20 protein-coding genes are annotated in these 18,740 nt (G+C 59.8%); 15 read left to right on the forward strand and 5 right to left on the reverse strand.

Annotated elements, in window-relative coordinates; all coding sequences use genetic code 11:
• Nucleotides 1-3 precede the first annotated feature (3 nt).
• Complete coding sequence (locus GJT30_12765; GenBank protein MSM40480.1) at nt 4-381, forward strand: exosortase system-associated protein, TIGR04073 family; 378 nt, start codon at nt 4-6, stop codon at nt 379-381.
• Between the two features lie 83 nt (nt 382-464).
• On the opposite strand, the gene GJT30_12770 is transcribed toward GJT30_12765, so the two are convergent.
• Entirely contained in the window at nt 465-707 is a 243-nt protein-coding gene (locus GJT30_12770; protein ID MSM40481.1) for a hypothetical protein, read from the reverse strand.
• A 342-nt stretch (nt 708-1,049) separates the two neighbouring features.
• Here GJT30_12770 and GJT30_12775 point away from each other — a divergent pair, with 342 nt between their 5' ends.
• From GJT30_12775 to obgE, 6 genes are all read left to right on the forward strand, one after another.
• The gene (locus GJT30_12775; protein MSM40482.1) at nt 1,050-3,521 is read left to right on the forward strand and encodes a TIGR03960 family B12-binding radical SAM protein; all 2,472 of its coding nucleotides are present in this window, start codon (nt 1,050-1,052) and stop codon (nt 3,519-3,521) included.
• 9 nt (nt 3,522-3,530) lie between these two features.
• A complete protein-coding gene (locus GJT30_12780; GenBank protein MSM40483.1) occupies nt 3,531-5,057 on the forward strand; it encodes an Rne/Rng family ribonuclease in 1,527 nt (508 codons plus the stop codon).
• 58 nt (nt 5,058-5,115) lie between these two features.
• Nucleotides 5,116-5,418 (forward strand): Rieske 2Fe-2S domain-containing protein, encoded by a 303-nt coding sequence (locus tag GJT30_12785; GenBank protein MSM40484.1) that lies wholly within the window; start codon nt 5,116-5,118, stop codon nt 5,416-5,418.
• A gap of 76 nt (nt 5,419-5,494) precedes the next feature.
• Nucleotides 5,495-5,803 carry a 50S ribosomal protein L21 gene (gene rplU / locus GJT30_12790; GenBank protein MSM40485.1) on the forward strand — a complete coding sequence of 103 codons (309 nt, stop codon included), beginning with the start codon at nt 5,495-5,497 and terminating at the stop codon, nt 5,801-5,803.
• Nucleotides 5,804-5,872: 69 nt separating this feature from the next.
• Nucleotides 5,873-6,130 (forward strand): 50S ribosomal protein L27, encoded by a 258-nt coding sequence (gene rpmA, locus GJT30_12795; protein ID MSM40486.1) that lies wholly within the window; start codon nt 5,873-5,875, stop codon nt 6,128-6,130.
• Nucleotides 6,131-6,282: 152 nt separating this feature from the next.
• Nucleotides 6,283-7,287, forward strand: coding sequence for a GTPase ObgE (obgE, locus tag GJT30_12800; protein MSM40487.1), 1,005 nt, complete (start codon nt 6,283-6,285; stop codon nt 7,285-7,287).
• A gap of 14 nt (nt 7,288-7,301) precedes the next feature.
• On the opposite strand, the gene GJT30_12805 is transcribed toward obgE, so the two are convergent.
• On the reverse strand, nt 7,302-7,625 hold the full coding sequence (locus GJT30_12805; GenBank protein ID MSM40488.1) for a hypothetical protein: 324 nt from the start codon (nt 7,623-7,625) through the stop codon (nt 7,302-7,304).
• 213 nt (nt 7,626-7,838) lie between these two features.
• Between GJT30_12805 and proB the strand changes: the two genes are divergently transcribed.
• The 8 genes from proB to GJT30_12845 all read left to right on the forward strand — a co-directional run bounded on the left by proB (nt 7,839) and on the right by GJT30_12845 (nt 16,965).
• Nucleotides 7,839-8,969, forward strand: coding sequence for a glutamate 5-kinase (gene proB, locus GJT30_12810; GenBank protein ID MSM40489.1), 1,131 nt, complete (start codon nt 7,839-7,841; stop codon nt 8,967-8,969).
• Nucleotides 8,970-9,158: 189 nt separating this feature from the next.
• Nucleotides 9,159-10,415, forward strand: coding sequence for a glutamate-5-semialdehyde dehydrogenase (locus GJT30_12815; GenBank protein ID MSM40490.1), 1,257 nt, complete (start codon nt 9,159-9,161; stop codon nt 10,413-10,415).
• Nucleotides 10,416-10,469: 54 nt separating this feature from the next.
• Nucleotides 10,470-11,120 carry a nicotinate (nicotinamide) nucleotide adenylyltransferase gene (gene nadD / locus GJT30_12820; GenBank protein MSM40491.1) on the forward strand — a complete coding sequence of 217 codons (651 nt, stop codon included), beginning with the start codon at nt 10,470-10,472 and terminating at the stop codon, nt 11,118-11,120.
• Nucleotides 11,110-11,505, forward strand: coding sequence for a ribosome silencing factor (gene rsfS, locus GJT30_12825; GenBank protein ID MSM40492.1), 396 nt, complete (start codon nt 11,110-11,112; stop codon nt 11,503-11,505). Before nadD ends, rsfS begins: the two co-directional genes overlap by 11 nt.
• Nucleotides 11,495-11,956, forward strand: coding sequence for a ribosomal RNA large subunit methyltransferase H (locus GJT30_12830; GenBank protein MSM40493.1), 462 nt, complete (start codon nt 11,495-11,497; stop codon nt 11,954-11,956). Before rsfS ends, GJT30_12830 begins: the two co-directional genes overlap by 11 nt.
• 164 nt (nt 11,957-12,120) lie before the next feature.
• Nucleotides 12,121-14,673: an EAL domain-containing protein gene (locus GJT30_12835; GenBank protein MSM40494.1), complete on the forward strand. Its 2,553-nt coding sequence runs from the start codon at nt 12,121-12,123 to the stop codon at nt 14,671-14,673.
• A gap of 58 nt (nt 14,674-14,731) precedes the next feature.
• Nucleotides 14,732-16,273, forward strand: coding sequence for a 2,3-bisphosphoglycerate-independent phosphoglycerate mutase (locus tag GJT30_12840; protein MSM40495.1), 1,542 nt, complete (start codon nt 14,732-14,734; stop codon nt 16,271-16,273).
• Nucleotides 16,274-16,446: 173 nt separating this feature from the next.
• Complete coding sequence (locus tag GJT30_12845) at nt 16,447-16,965, forward strand: peptidoglycan DD-metalloendopeptidase family protein (GenBank protein ID MSM40496.1); 519 nt, start codon at nt 16,447-16,449, stop codon at nt 16,963-16,965.
• A gap of 56 nt (nt 16,966-17,021) precedes the next feature.
• Here the strand turns inward: GJT30_12845 and GJT30_12850 are convergent, their stop codons facing one another.
• Genes GJT30_12850 through GJT30_12860 form a run of 3 tightly spaced genes read right to left on the reverse strand, consistent with a single transcriptional unit; the run spans nt 17,022 to nt 18,615 of the window.
• Complete coding sequence (locus GJT30_12850) at nt 17,022-17,621, reverse strand: nucleoside deaminase (protein MSM40497.1); 600 nt, start codon at nt 17,619-17,621, stop codon at nt 17,022-17,024.
• Between the two features lie 14 nt (nt 17,622-17,635).
• Nucleotides 17,636-18,211, reverse strand: a complete 576-nt coding sequence (locus GJT30_12855; protein ID MSM40498.1) for a hypothetical protein — start codon at nt 18,209-18,211, stop codon at nt 17,636-17,638.
• 26 nt (nt 18,212-18,237) lie between these two features.
• A complete protein-coding gene (locus tag GJT30_12860) occupies nt 18,238-18,615 on the reverse strand; it encodes a hypothetical protein (protein ID MSM40499.1) in 378 nt (125 codons plus the stop codon).
• Nucleotides 18,616-18,740: the final 125 nt, after the last annotated feature.

Genomic DNA, 18,740 nt, shown 5'->3' on the forward strand with positions numbered 1-18,740 from the left:
CTGATGCCGGGGAAAGGACTTCGGATTCAGGTTGCGATGCTGCTTGCGGCACTGCTGTTCACCCCTGTGCTGGCACAGGCCGACCGCTACAAGGACGTGGATAGTTCAACACCCCAGGAGATCGCCGACGGGATGGGAACCAAGCTGGCGCGAGGGGTAGCCAACGTCACCACCGGCTGGGGGGAGCTCCCTAAGCAGATTTACTATACGACAAAGCAGGATGGCTGGGCAAAGGGTCTCATCGTCGGGCCGGTCAAGGGGGTCGTGATGACGCTTGTCCGTACCGCATCGGGACTGGGAGAGGTCCTGACCTTTTTCGTCCCGTATCCCGGTTTTTATGACCCCTATTTCGACCCTGCCTATGTCTGGCAGAAGGAGTGATGACCCGAGACGGAAAGGGCGGAAATTAAAAAAAAGAGCCGCATCGTGAGATGCGGCTCTTTTCGTTTCAACCGGTGAAGATATTACTTCGCGGCCGGAGCAGCAGCCGGAGCAGCAGCTTCTTCTTTTTTCATTTCTTTTTTGGCTTTCTTGGCTTTCTTCACTTTCTTGGCTTTCTTTACTTCTTTCTTCTCAGCAGCCGGAGCAGCAGCAGCCGGAGCGGCAGCAGCCGGAGCGGCTTCTTTCTTGGCTTCGGTGGCGAAGCAGGTACCAGCGAAAGCTACTGCTACGAGGGCGGCGAGAACAGTGGAAAGAACTTTTTTCATTGTGTTTCTCCTTTTACAGAATGAATTGATATCATCCCAAATGCAGCCAGCATGCCAATAGTGCTAAAATTCCTAACATGTCGGAAAACTGAATGAAATAAGACGTTAATGGAATGAGTGGCCATTGACTCTACCCTAAATCGGCAATTGCCTGCCTCATTTGCGGTAGATATGCCCGGAGTGGGGCCATGCCGGCCCAACTGTCCCGAACCGGCAATCTTCTTGCCACGGTATGCTCCCATCTGTTAGTATCCATGCCGGTCATGGCCTGGAAGCCGTGACCTTTTTTCTGGAGGATCTGTGCAGGAGCATCTGCTGGGAGTCGAAAAACCCGCCCGTTACATGGGGCATGAGATGGGCGCAGTGATAAAGCCCGATGCCGAGCTGCGCATTGCCCTGGCATTCCCCGACGTGTACGAGGTGGGGATGAGTCATCTGGGGCTCAAGATACTCTACGCCATACTCAATGCATTGCCATGGGTCGCGGCGGAGCGTGTCTATGCGCCCTGGCCGGATATGGAAGAGCTGCTTCGCCGGGAAGGGCTGCCGCTGGTGACCCTGGAGACGGCCAGATCGCTGGCCGATGTTCAGATTGTCGGGTTCACGCTCCAGTACGAGCTTTCCTATACCAATATCCTGAACATGCTGGACCTGGCCGGCATACCTCTTTGTGCTGCCGATCGCACCGAGCGTGACCCGCTGGTTATAGGGGGTGGACCTTGCGCGGCCAATCCCGAACCGTTGGCTGATTTTTTCGATGCATTCGTGCTGGGAGACGGGGAAGAGGTTGTCATCGAGCTGGTCGTTGCCGTCAGGGAGGGGCGCCGCGCCGGTCTGTCGCGGGAGCAGATACTGGATCGCCTGGCCGGAATCCCCGGCGTCTATGTGCCCTCGCTCTTCGAGATTGCCTATGATCCCTCTGGCAGGGTCAGCGGAATCAAGGCGAAAAAGGCCGGCTACGAACGGGTACAGCGCCGCTGTCTGCCCGATCTGGAACATGCTCCCTTTCCCGTAGCCCCGGTCGTCCCTTTTTTGAAGACGGTGCACGACCGGGTGAGTATCGAGATAGCCCGCGGCTGCACCCGCGGGTGCCGGTTCTGCCAGGCAGGATACCTCTATCGCCCGGTGCGCGAGCGCTCGCCGGAACGGGTGCTCTCCTGCGTGGCTGATTCGCTTCGTGCGTCAGGCTACGAGGAGATCTCCCTTCTTTCCCTCTCTGCCGGCGATTACAGCTGTATCGAACCGCTGCTCAAGGCCTTGATGGGCCGCTATGCCGAAGATCGGATCGCGGTGTCGCTGCCGTCGCTTCGGGTGGGGACACTTACCCAGGAGCTGGTGGATGAGATAAAAAAGGTACGTAAAACAGGGTTTACCCTTGCTCCCGAAGCCGGCAGCGAACGTATGCGGCAGGCTATCAACAAAGGGATCAGCGAGCAGGACCTGCTGGACAACGCCTATGCCGCCTATGCCGCCGGGTGGCGGCTCATCAAGCTCTACTTCATGATCGGTCTGCCCGGAGAGACCGATGATGACGTGCTGGCCATAGTCGATCTGGCACGGAAGGTCAAGGTGCAGGGGAAGCGGGCCGGCCGGGGTGGCGAGGTGAATGTTTCCGTCTCCAATTTTGTCCCCAAGTCCCATACCCCGTTTCAATGGTCTGCCCAGATCGACGAGTCCGAGATCCTTGCCCGCCAGAAGTTGCTGCGGGGGGAATTGCGGCGGGGAAAGCTCAACTTCAAATGGCACGATGCTCCCCTCTCTTCCCTGGAAGGGGTGTTTGCCAGGGGGGATCGCCGCCTTGGCAAGGTGCTGCTGCGTGCCCATGCCGCGGGCTGCCGGTTCGATGGCTGGGGCGAGCACTTCAGGAGTGACCTCTGGCAGCAGGTCTTTGCCGAGTGCATGGTTGAGCCGGGGTGGTATCTGCGGCAGCGCGATCCGGACGAACTGCTCCCCTGGGATCATCTGGATTACGGTGTTACCAAGGAGTTTCTCAAGGCCGAGTGGGAGCGGTCGCAGCAGGGTATTTACACCAGGGACTGCCGCAATGGAGACTGCAGCGGTTGTGGTGCCTGTGATTTCAGCCGGGTCAGGCCGCAGCTCGTGGAACATGCTGCAGATGCCACGATATCGGCTGCACTTCCTCCCCAGGCTATTGACATGGCTGACAGCGGGCATGCGCGGGTCAGGCTCCGTTTCGAGAAGCGGGGCTCCATGCGCTTTCTCAGCCATCTCGAAATGCTGAACCTTTTCACCAGGGCGGTCAGCCGGGCCGGCATTCCGATCCGGTTTTCCCAGGGATTCCACCCCCATCCCCGCTTTTCTTTTGCGACAGCGCTCTCTGTCGGCGTCGAATCGTACTGCGAATACATGGATCTCGACATCAACGGCGGCTGTACGGCGCAGCAGGTCATGGATGGTCTCAATAGTGTGCTCCCCTCCGGCGTGCTGGTTGTTGTTGCGGAAGAAATTCCATTGAACAGCCCCTCACTGTCGGTTATCATTAAGGCTGTGCGCTATCGGGTGACCCTGCCGGGAGCATTGGCTCAAGGGCTGGATGCGCAGGTGGCCGCATTCCTTGCACTGGACTCCCTCCCCTACAGACGCGAGAAGCGGGGCAAGGTCACCGAGTTCGACCTGCGTCATGAGGCCCGCTCGATTGTCGTGACCGCTGCCGGGGAGTTGGACCTGGTGATCTCCCGGGGAAAGCCGCTCGAGTTTGTGGCGGCGATTACCGGGCTCCCCCTGGAGCAGCTGGCTGACTGCAAGATAGAAAAACTCGACTGCATATTTACCGATTCTCTCGGATTGGATTAGGAAGAACGTATGGCAAACGAACTGGTAATCAATACCGCCCCCCACGAAACCCGGATTGCCCTCATCGAGAATGGCACCATTGCCGAGCTCTATATCGAGCGGAGCAAGGTGAAGGGCATTGTCGGGAACATCTACAAGGGGAAGGTCGTCAGGGTGCTGCCGGGGATGCAGGCGGCATTCGTGGACATCGGTCTGGAAAAGGCCGCGTTTCTCTATGTGGCTGACGTTTTCGACGCCATTGACGAGTATGAATCGTTCATGGAGGGGAATGGCGGCAAGAAGGAGGACAGCCGGGATACGGGTGATGCCGACGGCTCGACTCCACTCCATCCCATGCACCCCATCGAGGAGTTGCTTCAGGAAGGGCAGGAACTCCTGGTGCAGGTTTCCAAGGAACCGATCGGCACCAAGGGTGCGCGGATCACGTCGCACATCTCCCTGCCCGGCCGTCACCTGGTCTACATTCCAACGGTGGACCATGTCGGCATTTCCCGCAGGATCGAGGACGAGGAAGAACGAGAGCGGCTGAAGGGGATCGTGGAGCGGATCAAGCCCGTTGGCAGCGGCTTTATCGTCCGGACCGTTTCCGAGGGGAAGAGCGAAGACGATCTCATGGCCGACATGAAGTACCTGCTCAAGCTCTGGGAAGAGGTTGCCAAAAAGAAGGACAAGGTGAACGCTCCGGCCCTGATCCACTCCGATCTCGACGTGACACAGAAGGTGGTGCGGGACATCCTGACCGAGCAGGTGGACCGGATCGTGGTCGATTCGAAGCCGGAATACGACCGGATCGTCCAGTTCATCAGCACCTTCATGCCCAAGATGAAATACTCCATCGAGCTCTATGACGAAGAAGAGCCGATCTTCGATCACTTCGGCCTGGAGGTGGAGATCAGCAGGGCCTTGGGCCGCAAGGTCTGGCTGAAGAGCGGCGGCTACATCATCATCGAACAGACCGAGGCGCTCACGGCCATCGACGTGAACACCGGCCGTTTCGTCGGCAAGCATAACCTGGAAGACACCATCCTCAAGACCAACCTGGAAGCGGTGAAAGAGATTGCCTATCAGTTGCGGTTGCGCAACATCGGCGGCATTATCATCATCGATTTCATCGACATGGAGAAAGAGGTCAACCGGGAGAAGGTCTTCACCGCCCTCGAAGAGGCCATGAAGTCGGACAAGTCCAAGACCAACATCCTGAAGATCTCCGATCTTGGCCTGGTGGAGATGACCCGCAAGCGGGTGCGGGAGAGCATGGGGCGGATGATGTGCGAGCCGTGTCCGTACTGCGAGGGGCGCGGCTACGTCAAGTCCAAGACCACCATCTGCCATGAGATATTCCGGGAACTGCGGCGGGAGATGCTCGATATCCGGGGGACCAAGGCGATGCTGACCGTCCACCCCCAGGTGGCGGACCTGCTCTATGACGAGGAGCGCAAAGGCCTTGAAGAGCTGGAGCGCAGGTTCAAGAAGCGGATCACGGTCCGTGCCAAGCCCGGTTTCCATCAGGAACAGTTCGAGATCCTTATCAATTGACGATGCGCGGGACGGGCTGCCCTGGTGGCGAGCGAGTCCGTCCGTGGGAGGTGGTGTCATGCAGTTTGCCTGCAAGGTAGCGGAAATCCCCAACTGGGGAAAGAAAGTGGTGACGGTGGGGGGGCAGCAGGTGCTGCTGGTCAACGTGAAGGGCGCTCTCTACGCCTGTGAAAACGAATGCCCCCATCAGGGCAGCCCCCTGAACGGCGGGATCGTCAAGGATGGTCCGATCCTCTCCTGCCCCCGCCACGGCTACCGCTTCAATCTGCAGTCCGGCGCATGCAGCGACTATCCGGAATATACGCTCAAGACCTACGCGGTGCAGGTCGTCGGCGATGACGTGATGGTGGACGTCGAATAGAAAAAAAGCTTGACATGCTGGTCTTTTGTGAGATATCGTCTGATGCTCATCCAAACAATAAAGGTGGTGAAGGTATATGTACGCAGTTGTGAAAACCGGAGGGAAGCAGTATAAAGTTTCCGAAGGCGACCTGCTGAGGGTCGAAAAGCTTGAGGGCGCGGTGGGTGATACCATCGAGCTCAATGACGTCCTGATGGTTGGCGGCGACACGGTAAAGATCGGAACACCGTTAGTGCCCAGCGCGTCCGTGGTCGGCACCATTGTCGAGCAGGGGAAGGACAAGAAGATCCTGGTCTTCAAATCCAAGCGCCGCAAGAACTCCCGTAAGCTGAATGGTCACCGCCAGATGCGGACCATTCTCAAGATTGACAAGATTAACGCCTAGCGAATAACGACCAGGGCTGCGTGCAGAATACTCTGTCCAAGCAGTATACGGTTGCTGGAGGAAGAACAGATGGCACACAAAAAAGGGGTCGGCAGTTCCAGGAACGGCCGCGATTCAGATGGACAGAGGCTTGGCTGCAAGAAGTTCGGCGGCGAAAATGTCCGGGCTGGCAACATCATCTACCGTCAGCGTGGCACCAAGATCCATCCCGGTAACAACGTGGGGTGCGGCAAGGACTACACCCTGTTCGCCCTTGTCGATGGCATCGTGAAATACGAGCGGATGGGACGGGACAGAAAAAAGGTGTCGGTCTACCCGGCCAACTAGACGCGTAGCGCATATCTACACGAGAAAGCCCGGAACTCGAGAGTTCCGGGCTTTTTGTTCGTGGTGATGCGTCGTGCCGGCCATGCCGGTCCTGGGTGAAACCGGGCGTCTCCCCTCTATACCTTCAGTTTCTGAGAGCAGGTAACAGCACCATGCAATTTGTCGACGAAGTCAAAATATATGCCCGTTCGGGTGATGGTGGCGCCGGTTGTGTGTCGTTTCGCCGAGAAAAGTTCGTTCCCCTTGGTGGACCCGATGGCGGTGACGGCGGGCGGGGCGGCGACGTGATCATCGAGGCCGATGCCGGTCTTTCAACGCTCCTGGATCTGAAGCAGAGGCCGCACCAGAAGGCCGATCGCGGCAGACACGGCATGGGCAAGGACCGTCACGGCGCTTCGGGCAAGGACCTGACGATTCGGGTACCGGTCGGTACGGTGATCAAGGATGTGGAAAGCGGTGAGCCGCTGGCAGACCTGACCGAGGCCGGCCAGCGGGTGGTCATTCTCAAGGGGGGGCGCGGCGGCCAGGGGAATGCCCGTTTCAGCTCTTCGACCCATCGGGCACCGCGTTTCGCCCAGCCTGGCGAGCCGGGTGAAGAGCGCTGGATCAGGCTCGAACTGAAGCTTCTGGCCGATGTGGGGCTCCTCGGGATGCCGAGTGTGGGTAAATCGTCCCTGATCACCAAGGTTTCTGCTGCGCGACCCAAGATCGCCGACTACCCCTTTACGACTCTGGTTCCCAACCTGGGGGTGGTGCAGTACAAGGATTACCGCTCCTTTGTCATTGCCGACATTCCCGGACTGATCGAAGGCGCCCATCAGGGTGCCGGGCTGGGGCATCGTTTCCTGAGGCATCTGGAGCGGACCAGGGTACTGGTCCATCTTCTCGACCTCCAGCGTCTGGCTGATTCCGATCCGGTCGACGACTTTGATACCATAAATCGCGAACTGGGCCTGTTCAACGAGGCACTGGCCGACAAGCCCCAGATCGTGGTGATCAACAAGGTGGATATCCCGGAGGTAAAGGCCCGGGTGCCGGAGATGACGGCCCTTTTTGCCAGCCGCGGGCTCATGGTTCTGCCGATCTCCGCAGTGACGGGTGAGGGTGTCCCGGCCCTGCTCGACGAGATTGCACGTCTGCTCTGGCCGCATCCATAAGCAGGGGAGTGGCGTCAACGCTGCTTTTTCGCAGCAATGCGCGCCTGGATCTCGCTGACCATCTGTTCGGCCAGTTTGTCTTCGTCCGCTCCGGTCATGGCCTTTTTCTCGCCGGAAACGAGTCGTTCCTTGAGCAGATCGACCATGGCCTCCCGTTCCCTGATGCGGTGTTCCTTAACCTCCGAATGGATCTTCATATAGAGGCGGATCTCCTCAAAGACCATGATGAAGATGCTGATCAGGAACAATATGAGCCAGAGCAGCGTCGAGTCGGGCATGGTGTCCCGGAACAGGACTGCCATGACGATACCGGTAAAAGATATGGCAAGTGCGAACATGCTGCGGAATTCCCGTGGTCTGTTAGAAGGGGTGATCAACCGGTCAGTGGTGCCCCGATGGCACTGCTGTCCCCTGCCGGTTTCCCTGCAGGTGTCAGGACTCTATTTTAGTGAAATGCCCGAGATTTGCAAGGTGCAAGGTTTGCCTTGTTCCGGCAATCATGGTACGATGCCTTCTTGTTTGCAGTTTTCCCTCCGGAGTGTCATGTCTACATGAACAGTCGCAGTCAGATCCTCAGCAAGGTCAGGCGCCTGGTCGTCAAGATCGGCAGCCGTGTCCTGACCTGTGAAGATAACGGCCTCGATCTGCAGGTAATTGCCAGGGTTGCCGAGCAGGTTGCCCGGTTCCTCCGGGAGGGCCGCGAGGTGATCATCGTGACCTCCGGAGCCGTAGCCGCGGGTCGGGGTGCCCTCGGCCTTCAGAGCAGCAGGCCTCGCACGATTCCCCAGAAGCAGGCTGCGGCAGCGGTGGGACAGACGCGGTTGATGCGGGCTTACGAAGACGCCTTTGCCGAGCAGGGGTTCACCACGGCCCAGCTCCTCCTTACCCAGGCCGACCTTGCCGACCGGACCCGGTTTCTGAATGCGCGGGCCACCATCGAAACCCTGCTGGAGTGTTCCGCCGTGCCGATCATCAACGAGAACGACACGGTGGTGGTCGATGAGATCAAATTCGGCGACAACGACAACCTTTCCGCCCTGGTCACCAATCTGGTGGATGCCCAGCTCCTGGTCATACTGACCGACATCGACGGTTTCTACGATGCCGATCCCCGCAGTAACCCCGATGCCCGGCTCGTTCCGCTCGTCAGGAGCATCACCAGGGAGATGGAGCGTGCCGCCGGCGGTGCCGGTTCCGCGGTCGGTACCGGCGGCATGGCAACCAAGCTGGCTGCCGCCAAGAAGGCGGGCAAATCCGGCGTTGCAACCCTCATCATCAATGGCAAGGCCGGTTCGACGCTTGCGCGGGCCTTGGCCGGCGAAGAAGTCGGGACACTCTTTCTCCCCGCGCGCGAGAGCCTGACCAGCCGCAAGCACTGGATCGCCTACACCCTGCGCCCCCGTGGCCGGGTCCTGGTCGATGACGGCGCCTGTAGTGTCCTGCGTCAACATGGCCGCAGCCTTCTGCCGTCCGGCGTCATCACCGTGGACGGCGAGTTCGAGCGCGGTGCCTGCGTTCGGGTCTGCAGCCCGGATGGAGCGGAATTCGGCCGGGGCCTGATCGATTATTCCAGCCGGGAGCTCGAACGGATCATGGGGCACAGGAGCGGCGATATCGAAGCGATTCTCGGCTACCGTTACGGAGACGAGGTGATCCACCGGGACAATCTGGTGCTGCTGTGACAAAGGATCGTAAATCGAATTAACACGGAGGCACGGAGTACACAGAGAAATCAACCACGATCTTGATCCCTGTCGCTGTCTGCCCGACCCGGTTTTAGCAATAAGGTGAAGCATCATGTCGAGAGATTGCTCCGTGTCCACTGTGCCTCTCTGGTTAGAATTTCGTTTTCGAGATAAACGGAGGTTCCCATGACCATTGCCGAACAGGTGAAAAAGCTTGCCAGCGATGCCCGCCAGGCCTCTCATGCTATGGCTAGGCTTTCGACCGGGATCAAGAACGAACTGCTCATAGCCATGGCCGATGCCCTCATTGCCGCAACTCCCGTGCTTATAGACGAAAACCGCAAGGACCTGGCAACGGGGGAGCAGAAGGGGCTTTCCAGTGCCATGCTCGACCGTCTGATGCTGGACGAGAAGCGGATCAAGGGGATGGCGGATGGGTTGCGCGAAGTGGCTGCCCTTCCCGACCCGGTGGGTGAGGTGACCAGGATGTGGAAGCGCCCCAACGACCTGATGGTCGGGAAGATGCGTATCCCGCTCGGCGTCATCGGCATCATCTACGAGGCGCGTCCCAACGTCACCGCGGATGCCGCTGCCCTCTGCCTCAAGGCGGGCAACAGCGTGATCCTGCGCGGCGGCTCCGAGGCGATTCACTCCAACCTGGCCATTGCCGGCGTCCTCCAGGCCGAGATGGCTAAGGCCGGCATCCCCATTGCCGCGCTTGCCGTGGTCCCTTTTACGGAACGGGAGGGGGTGCTGGAGCTTCTCAAGCAGGAAGAGTCCATCGACCTGATCATTCCCCGTGGTGGGGAAGGGTTGATCCGCTTCGTGGTGGAACACTCGAAAATACCGGTCATCAAGCATTACAAGGGGGTCTGTCACCTGTTCGTGGATGCCGCGGCCGATTACGACATGGCAGAGCGGATCATCGTCAACGGCAAGACCCAGCGTCCCGGTGTCTGCAATGCACTGGAAACCCTGCTCATCCATCAGGATGCGGCCGAGACTTTCATCCCGCGCATCGCCGCCACATTGGCAGGGCTCGGGGTGGAGCTTCGCGGCGATGAGCGCTTCTGCGAACTGGCCTCGCAGGCTCAGCCTGCCACTGAAGAGGACTGGGCCGCGGAATACCTGGAACTGATTCTTTCCTGCCGGGTGGTCGATGACATGGACCAGGCCATGGACCATATCAACCGCTACGGTTCGCTGCACACTGAGGCCATCGTGACCAGGGACTATGCCAATGCCCAGCGGTTCATCCGCGAGGTGAATTCAAGCTGCGTGCTGGTCAATGCCTCGACCCGTTTCTCGGACGGTAACCAGCTCGGGCTCGGAGCCGAGATCGGCATCTCCACCACCAAGCTGCATTCCTTCGGTCCCATGGGGCTGGAAGACCTCACCACGACGAAATTCATCGTCTATGGCGACGGCCAGGTCCGGCCGTAGGGGCGGTTCTGCAGGCCCTGGCCGGCGCCGTGCCGGACAGGCAATGACGAGCGTATGAAGATAGGCATCCTCGGGGGAACTTTCAATCCGATCCATCTGGCGCACCTCCGCATCGCAGAGGTGGTGCGGGACCGGCTCGCCCTGGAACAGGTGCTGTTCATACCGGCTGCGACACCCCCACACAAGCCGATGACCGGCGAGTTGCCATTTGCCGCACGCCTTGCCATGGTGGGGCTGGCCATTGCCGATAATCCTGCGTTTGCCCTGTCTGCCATGGAAGGGGAGCGCACCGGGGCCTCCTACTCCATCGACACCCTCCGGGCGTTGCGTGCCGCGCAGCCGGACGACGAGTTCTTCTTCATCATCGGCAGCGACTCGTTTCTGGAGTTCGGCCTCTGGCATGACTATGCGGCGCTCTTTGCCTGTTGTAACATCGTGGTGCTGGAGCGGCCCGGTGCAAGGATCGGCGACCTGGGGACTGCGGTTCCCGCAGCCGTGGCCGGAGAATTCAGCTTCTTCCCTGCCGAACATCGGCTGGCCCATTGTTCCGGCTATTCGGTCTACTATCTCAAGGAGTGTCTGCTCGACATCTCCTCTACCCGCATCCGTCAGATGGTGCGCCAGGGGCGGTCCATTCGCTACCTGGTGCCGGCTGCGGTGGAGCGGTACATCATTGAACAGGAGTTATACGTTGATGCGCGTTAAACAAAAACCTGGCGGGCTCGAACGCGCCATGAAGTGTGCTGAACTGGCACTGGACAAGAAGGCATTTGCCGTAAAGATCCTCGAAATTACCAGGCTTTCCAGTATTGCCGATTATCTGGTGATCGCCACGGGTACTTCCGACAAGCAGGTGCAGGCCATTGCCGAATCGGTCCGGACCGGGATGAAAGCGATCGACAGGGCCCTGGATGTCGAGGGGATGGAAGAGGGGAAATGGGTGGTCATCGATTTTGGTGACGTGCTGGTCCATGTCTTCATCGAGGAATTCCGGCGCTACTACGATCTCGATGGGCTCTGGGATGCAGCCCCGCAGATGCCGATCCCCGAAGAGTACCAGTGGGAGGGGAAGGCGACCCGTGAGGCTTAGGGTCCTTTGGGTCGGCAAGACCCAGGAGGAATGGGTCCGCAAGGGGGGGGATGAATATGCCGGCCGGATCAGGCGCTATCTCCCCTTGGAGATCGGCGAGGTGCGCGAGGAAAAGGGTGCACCCCCCGAACTCATGAGAACCAGGGAGGCAGAACGTCTCCTGAAAAACATGCCGAAAGGTGCCAGGCTGGTTCTCCTGGACGAACTGGGGGAGCAGTACACCTCTGCCGGGTTTGCCGCCTTTCTCGGACGGGAACGTGATGCTGGGACCCAGGAACTCGTCTTTGCCATAGGCGGTGCCTACGGCGTTGATGAGACCGTCCGCAGCCGGGCTCACCGCACCATTGCCCTTTCCACGATGACCTTTACCCACCAGATGGTCCGGGTCTTCCTCCTGGAGCAACTCTACCGGGGCCTCACCATCCTCAACAACGAATCGTACCACCATTAGCCTTCTCTCCCTATCCCCTAGAGACCGTTTCTCCCGCTGTTGCCTTCTGGCTGCCGATCTTCCGGCAGCGAACACTCCATAAATCATTTAAGTTTTTCCCCTGTTTGGCCGTTAACATACAAAGTGGGTAGTGCTCTCCGGGTTCGTGTATTCAGGAAGCTGTTATGAGAATTTTGAATAAAATGTTGCTGGGGTACGCGATCATTGCCGTTCTTGCGGGAATCGTCGGCTTTGTTGGCGTCAATGGGCTGAAAAAGGTCAATCGGGAATTCCGCGAAGTAGCCGGCGAGGTCCTTCCGCTGAATCGAGCCCTTGAGGAACTCCGTTTCGGCGGCATGCGCATCATTTCCTCGACCATGGAGCTGGCATTTCTCCTTGATGCCGGCAGTGAAGAGCTGGCGATACAGGGTCGGGCGGGAGAAGAACTGGAAATCCTGGAGTCCGGCTACCTGTACCATGACAAAGCACTGGCGGAATGCCGGAGATTCATGGAACGGGTGCCCGGAGAGGTGGGGTTGTTGCGGCAGATGGAGGGTGCTGGAGCAGAACTCAAGGCGGCAAGCGCGGCATTCATCGCAACGAAGAGGGGCCGGGCTCCCAGGGGCCGACTGTTGCTCGCCAAAGAACGGTTCGAGTCTGCCGAACACGGGTTTCTGCTGGCCGTGCAGAAGTCGCGGGATTGGGAGATGATGGAGCTTGAGCAGAGCAAGGGGAAGGTGAACAGGGAGATCGCCTTCACCATGATGTCGATCCTCGCGATTGCGGTGGTGACCTTTGCCATGGCGCTCACCAGCGGGGGCCTGATATCCGCAACGATCTCCCGGCGGGTCGGGCGGCTCAATCAGGGCTTGCGTTGCATTGCCGACGGGGATCTGGGTACCCGCCTGCAGGTCGAGACCAGCGACGAACTGGGTGACCTGGCGCTGTCGTTCAATGCCATGGCCGGTCAGTTGCGCAGCTCGAAAGAGGAGATCACTTCCACTACTGCCTTTCTTGACAGGGTGATCAATTCGATGGTCGATTCCCTGGTGGTCGTGGCGGAAAACGGGCTCATCCATAGTGTTAACCATGCCACCTGCGGACTGCTGGGATATGACAGGGGTGCACTCGTGGGGATGCCCTTTGCCACCCTGTTCAAGGATGAACGGCAGTGCGGGGTGCTGCTCGATGCGGCAGCCGAAGGTGGCTCGGTCAGGGAGGAGGAACTAGATTACCGTACCTGTGACGATGAAGCCATTCCGGTGCTCTTGTCCGTATCGGTCATGGAAAATCCCGTCGGCAGAACGAACTTCCGGATCTGCATTGCCCACAATATCAGCCTGCGTAAACAGGCAGAACACGAGATCAAATACCTTGCCTACAATGACCAGCTGACCAACCTGCCCAACCGGATACTCTTCACCGACCGTCTGCAGCAGGCCATGGCCCAGGCGGACCGGGAAGCGGGTATTCTTGCTCTGCTCTTTTTCGACCTGGATCGCTTCAAGGACATTAACGATACCAGGGGGCATTCTTCCGGGGATCTGCTCTTGTGGCTCGTTGCCCACCGCTTCGAGAGCATGGTGCGCAAAAGCGATACCCTGGCGCGATTCGGTGGGGATGAGTTCGTGCTGCTCTGTACCGGTCTCACTGGTCCGCAGGACGCCGCGCGGATCGCGGAAAAGCTGCTCGAACTGCTGGAGGTCCCGTTCAATCTGGAGGGGAGCGATATCTTCACTACTGCCAGCATCGGCATCGTCTGTTATCCTGCTGACGGAAAGGATGTCACCTCGCTGCTGAAGAACGCCGATCTTGCCATGTACGCGGCCAAGGAGCGGGGGCGCAATACCTATCAGTTCTTCTCCGTCGAGATGAATAACCAGGTGCAGGAGCGCAATTACCTCGAAGCGGGTTTGCGGACGGCCCTCCACACCGACCAACTGTTCCTGCAGTACCAGCCGCAGGTCGATATCAAGACCGGCCGGATCTATGGTGTGGAGGCGCTGCTTCGCTGGAACCATCCCGAGCATGGCATGATCTCGCCGGACCGCTTCATCCCGGTTGCCGAACATACCGGACTGATTCGTCCCCTTGGCGATTGGGTGCTGGAAACGGCCTGCCGGCAGGTAAAGCACTGGATCGATGCGGGGTATCCGGCGCTGAACATTGCTGTCAACGTATCGGGGAGTCAATTTCAGCATCCGGGGTTCATGGACCAGGTGGAAAGAACCCTGCGCGAAGTGGGGCTTGATGCGTCGCTGCTGGAGTTGGAGATCACCGAGAGCGTTCTGATGGCCGATCCCCAGGGGACAGCCCAGTTTCTTGCACGGCTCAAGGATCTCAAGGTGCAGATCGCCATCGATGATTTCGGGACCGGTTACTCCTCCTTGAGTTACTTGATGGATTTCCCCATTGACCGGTTGAAGATCGACAAATCGTTCATCCGGAACATTTCCAGTGGAACGGACATGGCGATTATCGTAGATGCCGTTGTTGCCCTCGGGCACAGCCTCGGTTTGCGGGTTCTGGCAGAAGGGGTCGAAACGGTCACCGAACTCGAATACCTCATGAGGCTCGGGTGCGACGAAGCACAGGGCTACTATTTCGCTCGACCCATGCCTGCCGGCGACATCGTGCAGCTTCTGGCGCGCCACGCGCAGGCTGAGATCCCGGTTCTCTGGCCCTGCTTCGAGATGATTGGTCTTCCCGGCATTGACGTTCAGCCCCCTTCCTGCTAGATTCATCCTGTTTTGACATTTCATGGCGTGCGGTGCGCGCCGTTTTCCGGAGGCACGCATGGCCAAGCAACCGTTACTCCTGATGATCCTCGATGGCTGGGGGCTCAACCCCGCTGTCGAGAACAACGCCATTGCCCAGGCCAGGACGCCCAACATGACGCGGCTCTGCCGGGAGTACCCCTGTACCGACATCGGGACTTCGGGGATGTCGGTGGGGCTGCCGGAAGGGCAGATGGGCAATTCCGAAGTGGGGCACCTGAACATCGGCGCGGGCAGGATCGTCTACCAGGATCTCACCAGGATCAGCAAGGCGATTGACGACGGAGACTTCTTCACGAACCCGGCCATCCTCGAATGTTTCGCAAAGACCCGGCAGGCCGGCGGCCGGCTCCACCTGGCCGGGCTCCTTTCCGATGGCGGTGTCCATTCCCACAATACCCATCTCTACGGCCTGTTGGAACTGGCCCGGCAGCAGGGCTTCACCGAGGTCTTTGTCCACTGTCTCCTGGATGGCCGCGATACCCCGCCCAAGAGCGGTGCCGATTATCTCTTCCAGCTGGAGGAAGAGATGGCGAAGATTGGTGTCGGCAGGGTGGCAACGGTCATTGGCCGTTACTACGCCATGGACCGGGACAACCGCTGGGATCGGGTGGAGAAGGCCTATGTCGCCATGGTTTGCGGAGAAGGCGAAACAGCGACCTCTGCCAGTGCTGCCATTGCCGCAAGTTATGCGGCCGGCATCAACGACGAGTTTGTTCTGCCAACGGTCATGACTCGCGACGGCGCCCCGGTGGGGACGGTCCGGGATGGCGACGGCTTCATCTTTTTCAACTTCCGCTCCGACCGGGCTCGCGAGATAACCCGCGCCCTGGCCCTGGCCGACTGCCCCGGTTTCAACCGCGGTTCCCGGCCCCAGCTCTCCTCCTATGTCTGCATGACCGAGTACGATGCGACCTTTGGCCTTCCGATCGCTTTTGGACAGGAATCGTTGACCAATATTCTCGGCGACGTACTGGCGGCAGCAGGCAAGGTGCAGCTCAGGATTGCCGAAACCGAGAAATATGCCCATGTCACCTTCTTTTTCAATGGCGGGGTCGAGGAGCCGTTTCCCGGCGAGGTCCGCTGCCTGATCCCCTCTCCGAAGGAGGTGGCCACCTACGACCAGAAACCGGAGATGAGCGCCTATCCGGTGACCGAGGAGCTGTTGAAGCGGCTCGACTCGGATGCCTACGATGTGGTCGTCCTCAACTTCGCCAATGCCGACATGGTGGGGCATACCGGTATCCTTCCCGCTGCGGTGAAGGCGATCGAGACCGTGGACGACTGTGTCGGCCGCCTTGTGGCAAAGGTTCTGGAGAAGAGAGGGAAGGTGATCATCACCGCGGACCATGGCAATGCCGAGGTGATGGTGGATGAGAGCGGCGGTCCGCATACCGCCCATACCACCGACCGGGTGCCGCTGATCCTGGTGGACGATTCCCGCAAGGGAGGAGCGCTCCGTTCCGGCGGGATACTGGCGGATATTGCGCCGACCATGCTGGAACTGCTGGGGTTGCCCCAGCCCAAGGAGATGACCGGCAAGAGCCTTCTCCCGAAGTGAGGAGTGAATCCTTCGTTGCGGAAAATGGCATTAAACGTGTATGATCTTCCTCATATGGAACGATTGACAAAGGTGTGGGAATGCCAGATGCCATCCGCAGCGATCTGCGGGGTGGTGGGCAGGTGACAGCCATGAAATTTTTTCAGAGCCTCTGCATAGTTTTGCTGCTTGCCATGCCGGCAGTGGCATCGGCATCCCGGCAGTCGCCGGTCGACGGCGGCACCGTGACTTCCGGCGTGGGGTGGCGTATCGATCCCTTCGGCAGTGGCCGGACGGTCTGGCACAACGGCTACGACATCGCCGTCCCCGCAGGGACACCGGTACATCCCACCCAGAGCGGCACGGTCTATTTCGCAGGCACCTACAAAGGGTATGGCAATCTGGTGGCAGTGGAGCATGGCAAGGGGTACATAACCCTCTATGGCCACAATTCCGAGATACTGGTGAAACCGGGACAGGAAGTCGACACGAAGACGGTCATCGCCCTATCGGGAAGCACCGGGCGCTCCACCGGCCCCCATGTCCACTACGAGATCCGGCAGATCCCGCAGCTCGCCAAACAGCGGCGGGAGCAGATGGAGCAGGATCTGAAGGTTGCCATTGAACGGTCGGTGGGGGAGATGGTTGAAGGGTATGCCACCGGCAAAGGGGGGCCGGAGCAGGAACTTCTTATCCCTGATCTCAACGAATAGGGCAATTGGCGGGGAAAATCGTTATGACCGGCATGGCAGCGAGCCATGCCGGTTTTTTATTGTTTCCGGCTGACCGGGAGAGACTGCCGGCCATTGTAGATAATGCCCCCCTGGGCGGCGTACTCGGCAAGCACTGCCATCCCCTTGTCCCTGAGGACGTCGCGGATGACCCTGATCTCCCGCCGGAGCAGGCCATCGGCCCAGGAGATCGGCTTGGCCCCTTCGTCGAAGCCGATTTTCTCGGCATCTTCTCCCCGCGCTGAACTGGCGATGCTGCGGACGCCGGACCACGGGACTGCACCCAGGCACATGGCGCACGGTTCGGTGCTCGTGACCAGCTGCAGAGCAGGCATGCCGGACATGCCCAGATCGAAGGTCCCGGCCTGCTTTTGGGCAATACCGATGGCAACCATCTCGGCATGAGCCAGGGAGCAGTTGAGCGGGACGACCAGGTTGACCCCTGGAGCGACCAGCCGGCCGGTCTGCTCCTCAAAGATGGCGGCAGCGAACGGTCCGCCGCCGCGTCGCATGTTCTCCCCGGCCAATGCCAGCACGAGATCCATCCGCTCTTCCACCGTGGGGCAGGTGGTGGGTCGCTGGCTCAGGAAAGGGGCTACCCAGTCGGGGAGCATGATGGTAAGGGTGGGAAAGCTCATGCGGATACTCCTGGTCAGCCCCGGCAGAGGCCGATGATTGCCCGCTCCATTGCCCGCAGGGCCATGAAGAAGAGCTCGTGCAGGGGGCTTGAGGCAAGGTCGACATACGGTGCCGTGATGTAGGTTATCCTGGTTCCGGCAATGCCGGCTGCCAGGACCCCGGTGAGGAGCCGGTCGTCGAGCAGCATCACTTCGTCCGGTTTTGACCCTGCCAGTCCGGCGACCTGCAGCAGCCCGTCGGGATACGGCTTCTTGCGCACTCCGGAAATGAAGCGGACAGCGGGATGGTGGCGGCGAAACCATTCGATGCGCACCGGTGCCGGTTTATTGGAGAGGATGAAGAGCCGCTCTTCGCCAAAGACCCGGCAGCAGCGGTTCAGCCATTCCCGGATGGCCGGCAGCGGTTCGGGCTGGCCGTGGCAGGCCAGGACGCCGTCGAAGTCGAGGGCCAGCGTAGTAACGCCCGATTCCCTCAACTCTTCGGGAACAATGGCCTCTGTAGCGAGGCCTTGTGGGGTTGTAAGGAGAATTTCCGCCAGGAAGCGGCGGTGACGGAATCCGGCGCCGAAGCCGTACAGGACATGGTTCATGGGAATGCCGGCGGAGGCTGGACGCCTCAGCCGAGCAGCTCCTTTTTCATGGCATCGTCCATCAGGCTCTCCTCGATGGCCTCTCGCACCCACGGCTCCTTGCAGCGGGCCAGAACCCTTCCCGCTCCTTCGGCTATGGCCGGTATGTCGCTCCAGAGCGCATTGCGGAGCGAGCGGAGCTCGTTGGCATCGGCAGGTGCGCCGTCGGCAAGGTCGCGGCAGCGGCGGCAGAGGAGCGCCAGGCAGCTTTCGTCCGGCTCCCGCTCGGGCCGGTGGTCCCACGGCCGGAGTTCTTCCTTGCCGCCGCACCATTCGCAGGCAAAGCCGGCCCGTTTCGCCAGCGTCTTGCCAAGGGAGGCGATCTGTTCCTGTCGCTCCCGGTTGGCCTGGTACCCTTTTGCCATGGTCTCCTCCGTGTCGGTCTCTCGTCGTGGCTCCGTATAGTATATCACGGAGGTCGTATTGTGAAGCCGCTTCTGTTCCTGGCCGGCGTAAAATTGGTTGACGCCCGTTGCGGGAAGTGGCTAAC

It is taken from the genome of Geobacter sp. (genome assembly GCA_009684525.1).
In the GTDB taxonomy this organism is placed as follows: Bacteria; Desulfobacterota; Desulfuromonadia; order Geobacterales; family DSM-12255; genus Geoanaerobacter.